This window comes from Methanococcoides sp. (genome assembly GCF_030594565.1).
GTDB lineage: Archaea > Halobacteriota > Methanosarcinia > Methanosarcinales > Methanosarcinaceae > Methanococcoides > Methanococcoides seepicolus.
This window is the reverse complement of sequence record NZ_JAUVEY010000120.1, coordinates 1-6,827: the sequence shown is the minus strand read 5'-3', so window position 1 is coordinate 6,827 and position 6,827 is coordinate 1. Positions and strand designations below refer to the sequence as shown.

Annotated in this window: 6 protein-coding genes; 5 read left to right on the top strand and 1 reads right to left on the bottom strand. The window is 45.6% G+C overall.

Going from position 1 to position 6,827, the window contains the following annotated elements:
- The 5 genes from cdhC to QAS77_RS09430 all read left to right on the top strand — a co-directional run.
- The coding region (cdhC, locus tag QAS77_RS09450) for a CO dehydrogenase/CO-methylating acetyl-CoA synthase complex subunit beta (protein WP_305065163.1) at positions 1-1,230 on the top strand (1,230 nt) is incomplete at its 5' end.
- 12 nt (positions 1,231-1,242) lie between these two features.
- Complete coding sequence (locus tag QAS77_RS09445; RefSeq protein WP_305065162.1) at positions 1,243-1,995, top strand: ATP-binding protein; 753 nt, start codon at positions 1,243-1,245, stop codon at positions 1,993-1,995.
- A 40-nt stretch (positions 1,996-2,035) separates the two neighbouring features.
- Positions 2,036-3,352, top strand: coding sequence for a CO dehydrogenase/acetyl-CoA synthase subunit delta (cdhD, locus tag QAS77_RS09440; protein ID WP_250868652.1), 1,317 nt, complete (start codon positions 2,036-2,038; stop codon positions 3,350-3,352).
- 3 nt (positions 3,353-3,355) lie between these two features.
- Positions 3,356-4,762, top strand: a complete 1,407-nt coding sequence (gene acsC / locus QAS77_RS09435) for an acetyl-CoA decarbonylase/synthase complex subunit gamma (RefSeq protein WP_305065161.1) — start codon at positions 3,356-3,358, stop codon at positions 4,760-4,762.
- A gap of 72 nt (positions 4,763-4,834) precedes the next feature.
- On the top strand, positions 4,835-5,767 hold the full coding sequence (locus QAS77_RS09430; protein WP_305065159.1) for an alpha/beta hydrolase: 933 nt from the start codon (positions 4,835-4,837) through the stop codon (positions 5,765-5,767).
- 61 nt (positions 5,768-5,828) lie between these two features.
- On the opposite strand, the gene QAS77_RS09425 is transcribed toward QAS77_RS09430, so the two are convergent.
- Positions 5,829-6,827: cobaltochelatase subunit CobN (locus tag QAS77_RS09425; protein ID WP_305065157.1), on the bottom strand; the 999-nt coding region annotated here is incomplete at its 5' end.

The following is a 6,827-nucleotide window of genomic DNA, read 5'->3' as shown; positions in this document are numbered from 1 at the left end:
ATGGAGGAAGGATCAAGACATCCGTTCGCAATGATCTACAAGATCGCAGGAGAACTTGTGGAAGAAGACCTTGAGTCAATTGTAGAACGTAGGAACCACGATTTCCAGAACTACATTCAGGGTTTAATGCATTTGAACCAGCGCTATGATGTATGGATACGTGTCAGCAAGGATGCTGTGGCTAAAGGTCTCACCTCCTTTGAGCCTATCGCCCAGGCTGTTATGATGCTGTTCAAGAACGAACTTCCATTCATAGAGAAGGTCGAAGCTGTTTATGTAACAGATCTTGCTGAGATCGAGAAAGAGCTGGATAATGTAAAGGCGGTCTACAAATCAAGAGATGACAGGACACGCGATCTTCACGATGAGGATGTTGACACTTTCTATGGATGTACTCTTTGTCAATCATTTGCACCTTCTAACGTTTGTGTAATTACACCGGACAGAATATCACTCTGTGGTGCCATCAACTGGTTCGATGGTCGTGCAGCTGCAAAGGTCGATCCTGAAGGTCCACAGTTCGCGATTCCTAAAGGCGATGTGATCAATGCAGAAGCTGGTGAGTATTCCGGTGTTAACGATCTTGCAAAATCACTTTCAAGCGGTGAATATGATCGTATCAATCTTCACTCGTTCTTTGATTACCCACACACATCATGTGGCTGTTTCGAGGTAGTAGGTTTCTACATACCAGAAGTTGATGGTATTGGTTGGGTCGACAGGGATTTCGCAGGCGTTGCACCGAACGGTCTTCCATTCTCTACAATGGCAGGTCAGACCGGTGGTGGAAAGCAAGTAGTTGGTTTCCTCGGTATTGGTATCAACTATTTCAGATCTCCAAAGTTCATCCAGTCCGATGGTGGCTGGGACCGTGTCGTATGGATGCCAAAGCATCTGAAAGACCGGGTATTGGCTGATATTCCAGCAGATATCGCAGAAAAGGTTGCAACCGAAGAAGATGCTGCAGACCTTGATTCTCTCAAGAACTTCCTGACAACAAAGGACCATCCTATCGTTCAGAGATGGGTAGAGGAAGTTGAGGAAGAGCCTGAGGCTGAGGAAGCTCAGGAGACAGCAACATTTGCGGCACCTCCAATGATGCAGAACGCAATGCCTATGCAGGGTATGCCAATGATGATGCCATCTTCCTCCGGTACCGGCGGTGTTAAGATCATTCTTAAGAATGCAAAGGTAAGCATTGAGAAAGTGATTATCCAGAAAAAGGAGTGAACGGGGTTTTCTGTGACAAAAGTTATCGCAATAACAGGTAAGGGTGGAACCGGGAAGACTGCTATGACCAGTCTTCTCATCCGCCATCTTACAAAAACTAACAAGGTTGTCCTTGCTATTGACGCAGACCCGGATACAAATCTGCCGGAGACGCTTGGATGCGAGGTAGTGAAGACTGTCGGTGACATGAAACAGTTCATGCTGGATGAGAGGGATAATCTTCCTCCTGATATCAACAAGGAATCCATTTTCGAATCCAAGCTCTATGAGGTTCTGGAGGAGATGCCAAAGTACGATCTTATTGTAATGGGTCGTCCGGAAGGATCCGGTTGCTACTGCTATGTAAACAATCTGCTTCGTGGTATCATGGACAGGCTCGTAAAGAATTACGATGTCGTTATCATTGACACCGAAGCCGGACTTGAGCATTTTAGTCGTAAAATGATCCGTGATGTCGATGATCTTATTGTCGTTACAGATGGTTCAAGACGTGGGTTACGCACAGCAGAACGTATAAGGGATCTTACTGAAGAGCTCGATACCAATGTCAGGAACATAGTTGTTGTTGCGAACAAGGTCACAGATGCAAATAGGGCTGAGATCGAGAGAACAGCAGATGGACTGAACCTTGAACTGATAGGAACAGTTCCTGTTGACTGCGTTATTGCGGAAAGGGATCTTAAAGGGCTTCCCCTTTTCGATCTTCCTGATGATTCCATTGCTGTTCAGGAAGTTGATAAAATAGCAAAGAAACTCGGTCTGTAATTACTGTCATTATTTCACATAAGTAAAATGGTGAATTCATATGTCAAACAAGATGAAATTATCAGGTCTTACTGATCTCCTTAAAGACCTCGATGTCGAATCACTCGAAGGAGTGACTATCGAAGGTGACATCGAGCTCGATATTTCCGGAGGCGGCGGACTTAATCCCGCAATGGCCTATGCAATGGGGCACGAAGCTGCTCAAATATCATTGCATGTTGCCAATATTGCAAGAATGTTGGGATACCCTGTTGACCAGCTTTTCGCATCAGCAATGGGCGGACTTCCGCAGGCACCTGTTGCAGGTACGTCAAGGATACCAGAACTCCTTCCTGCAAAGCTCGATGTTTCAAAGATGAGCGAATGGGCAACACCTATCCAGGAAGTTACCCTCGGTGCAACATCAGCAGATGGTGGTTCCCGTAAGAGCACCGTCACTCTTGGTGGGGAAAATGCACTTCCTTATTACTTCGATGCGGAAATGCCACACCGCAATTATGTTACAATGGATGTCTTCGACATGCCAATCGGTATGGCAAAGTCTGTCAAAGATAACTATGGGGATGTTATCAACGATCCTGCCGAGTGGGCAAAGAAGGTCGTACGTGATTTCAATGCAGATATGGTCACTATACACCTTATCTCAACAGATCCTCTTATCAACGATACTCCTGCAAGGGAAGCAGCAAAGGTCGTAGAAGATGTTCTTCAGGCAGTTGATGTACCTATTGTTATAGGTGGTTCAGGTAATCCAAAGAAGGACCCTGAGGTTCTTGAAAAGGCAGCAGAGGCTGCAGAAGGCGAGCGTGTTCTCCTTGCATCCGCAAGTCTTAATCTCGATTATGAGAGGGTTGCAAAAGCTGCTACTGACCACGGTCATGCAGTACTCTCATGGACACAGCTTGAGATAAATGCGCAGAAGGAACTTAACAGAAAGCTCATGAAACAGTGTAATGTCCCAAGGGACAGCATTGTCATGGATCCAACTACTGCAGCGCTTGGTTATGGTCTTGACTATGCATACACAAACATGGAACGTATTCGACTTGCAGGCCTCATGGGTGATGAAGAACTTACATTCCCAATGTCCTCCGGTACAACCAATGCATGGGGTGCCCGAGAGTCATGGATGAAGGAATCTCCACTCAAACAGGATTCCGATTGGGGTCCACGTGAGTACAGAGGTCCTATCTGGGAGATAGTCACAGGTCTGACCCTCTCACTTGCAGGCAACGATATGTTCATGATGATGCACCCGACATCAGTTCAGGTGCTCAAGGAAATAACACAAACACTCTACGGCTCAATTGAGGCTGATGAGATCGATATCACTAAGTGGATCGGAGCGGAGGTGTGATAAATGAAAATAAACAGCCCCCTCGAAGCATACAAGTTCCTTCCAGGAACGAACTGTGGTCAGTGTGGTGAAACGTCATGTATGGCATTTGCTTCCCATCTTATCGACAGGTCACTGCAGGCAACCGATTGTACTCCTCTTATTGAGGAAAAAAAATACAAGAAGAAATATGATGAACTTGTAACTCTCCTTGCTCCTGAGATAAGGGAAGTTGTCATCGGTGTAGGAGATAACGCTATCAGTATCGGTGGAGACGATGTATTGCACCGTCATAAGCTTACTTTCTTCAACAAGGCAGCTCTTGCCTATGATGTATGGGATACCATGGAAGAGAATGACCTTGTCGAAAGAGTGAACAAGATACAGGATTTCAAGAAATTCTATGTCGGTGATTACCTCACCCTTGACATGATCGCTGTTCGCAGTGTATCAAATGACCCTAAAAAGTTCGCAACGACTGTAAAGAAGGTAATGGAGACCACTGAGTTCCCAATGATCCTCTGCTCGTTCGAACCTGCTGTCCTAAGGGCAGGACTTGAGGTCGCAGCTGAAAAGAGGCCGCTTCTTTATGCAGCGAACAAGGATAACTGGCAGGAAGTCGCAGCTCTGGCACAGGAGTTCAATGTCCCTGTAACTGTCTTTGCACCAAATGACCTTGATCTTCTAAAGTCAATGGCAAAGACCTTCGCAGATAATGGCATCGAAGATGTTGTACTAGATCCGGGAACATTCCCAACAGGAAAAGGTCTTAAGACGACCCTCAACAATTTCCTGAAGATCAGAAGAGCAGGCATCAATGGTGACCGTGATATCGCATTCCCGATCATGGCAGTTCCATTCACAGCGTGGATGGCACACGATGACGAGATCAGCGCATCATACTGGGAAACCGTTGTAGCTTCCATATTCACTATCAAGTATGGCGACATCATGATAATGCACAGCATCGAGCCATACGCACTGATGCCACAGTTGCATATACGTGACACTATGTACACTGACCCAAGGAAGCCTGTTACGGTCGATCCTGCAGTCTATGAGATAGGTTCACCAACAGCAGATTCACCACTGCTTGTCACAGCCAACTTCGCCCTGACATACTACACAGTTGAGAGTGACCTTTCATCCAATGGTGTAGACTGTTACCTCACAGCTATCGACACTGATGGTATCGGTGTAGAGGCTGCTGTGGCAGGAGGACAGCTTACAGCCGCAAAGATAAAGAAAGGACTTGATGATGCAGGCTTTGACATGGGTAAACTTACTCACAAAGTCATCGTTCTTCCAGGACTTGCAGCACGTCTTCAGGGTGATGTGGAAGACGAGCTCGGTGCAGCAGTAATGATCGGTCCGACTGACTCAGGCAGGCTTCCTGGCTGGATGGAACTGAACTGGCCACCAAAGAAATAAATCAATTGATCCTATCCGTGTCACCTCTGGCACGGAAAACCTTTTTTTTATTGTGCTACCATTTGTTTAGCTATGGCTAAGATCAAACCAAAGCAACCTTTCCTGAAACGTCACAACAATATTGTGCTTTTAATCGGCCTGTTACTATTGCTCGCAGGTTTTTACGGCATTATGTATAACCAGGACGATGAATGGGTAATGACAGAAGACGGCTTGCTATTCTATCCTGAACTTGAAAAAATCGAGTATTCTGTTATGGATACTGATGACTCTAACTCCGATTATACTGTAAAGACCATCTCTTACACAAGCAGGGAAACACAGGTGAATTCCCTTTTGACAATTCCCGGGATAACTAACAATAGCACCAGTGCAGTTCCTGCTGTGGTCATATTACCAGGTACAGGAGTTACCAAAGAGGTTGAACATGGTCTTTCTGTGCTTCTGGCTGATATGGGTTATGCATCCATCGTCATCGACCAGCGAAATCTTGGTGCAGTGGATGTAGAAAAGGATGTAATGCTCTTCAGGAACGGTGCTGAGCCTGTGGAATTCTTGATGGTCTATGATGCATTGATAGCATCAGATGTGTTACGTGACCAGCCTGAAATAGATGGCTCGAAGATAGCAATGCTGGGTTCGAGCAACGGTGGCAGATTCGCTATTATTGCAACATCCATCGATGATTCGATCTCCGGTGTTATCGTCATAAGCACAAGTGGATATGGTTCTGATTCTATCGATAGGGAAGAGGTAATTGACCGGGCAGCCTATGATCTTTACTTATCTATTGACCCTGACAACTATGTTGGCACGATATCACCACGTCCAGTTGTAATGATACACTCCCTCAATGACACGATCATTCCTTATGATGCCGCCATGAGAACATTCGAGAAGGCAGAAGGACCTAAGTCATTCGGAACTGTTGATGGCATGGCACATGGTTATACTGCTGCAATGTATCCATATCTGGAAAGCGGATTGGAAGAGATATTTGCTTAATTGGTTATTAATTAAGCAATAAAAAAAGAAACAGGCATCCATTTAAGGATGCCACTTATTTTTACAACTTTTGCCTGCGGAATCCATATACCATAGTTCCCACTGCAAGGAAGACGACGACAGTAGCCAGAATATCTGATCCTGAGAACCCACTTGAAGATGCCTCCTCTTCAGAGTTCGTTTCCTTTGTCATCTCATACCCTTCCACATAATTATCATCCACCGCAGATGTCTGTTCTGTAGTAGTTCCGTAGCCTTCTGCATCATTGCTTGTGCTTGTGCTATTGACGATGCTTGCAGAAGGTGTGTTCGAACTGCTCTTGTGGGAACTGCTTTTGTGGGAACTCGTTTCAGGATATCGATGTGTTGCGTCCTGCATCAGTTTGTTGTACGCATCAAGGGTATCCTGGTCAACCTCGACTCCCAAAAGAGATATCTGTCCGGAAATAAACTGATCGAGTGAAGGGTTTCCACAGGTATGGTGACAACAGGTAACATCGTTCTCGACTACAGATTTGACATAATCTTCTATTAGAGTCTTTAGTACCTCATCAGATACATCCCAGTTACCTTTTCTTGCAGTCTCGATCATCCTTGCGTTCATGGACTGGTAGGCATACGGGTTATTCTCTTTGATCCAATCCGCATTATCACCGGTCATGTATGTGTCATACACACTGTCCCATACATGATCATCTATCAGGTCAGGACATACGGCTTCCCATCCCCAGAGATTTTCGATGAAGTTACCCATCGCACCTGCACCTTCAAAACCATGCTGCTGCATACCTTCGATCCAGGATGGGTTGAGATACCTTGTAACGATCTCCCTTGAGAGATATGTTTTCAGTGTTTCTATGGTTTCAGCATCCGGGTTCTGGAGGTTCATTATGTAGGTATCCGGAGTTGTACCGGAAGCTTCTCCTACAACCAGCATCAATCCACCCATGTACTGGAAGAAGTCATCTGTGTCGAGAGCACCATAGGTATTCGAACTGCGGCTGTGCAGAATAGCTTCAACATCTTGAAGATTGTCCCCAAAGATTTCCTCATTATCTAT

Bases quoted from the DNA above. Each gene is read 5' to 3' on its own strand.
- acsC (WP_305065161.1), top strand. From the start codon at position 3,356: ATGAAAATAAACAGCCCCCTCGAAGCATACAAGTTCCTTCCAGGAACG.
- cdhD (WP_250868652.1), top strand. From the start codon at position 2,036: ATGTCAAACAAGATGAAATTATCAGGTCTTACTGATCTCCTTAAAGAC.
- QAS77_RS09430 (WP_305065159.1), top strand. From the start codon at position 4,835: ATGGCTAAGATCAAACCAAAGCAACCTTTCCTGAAACGTCACAACAAT.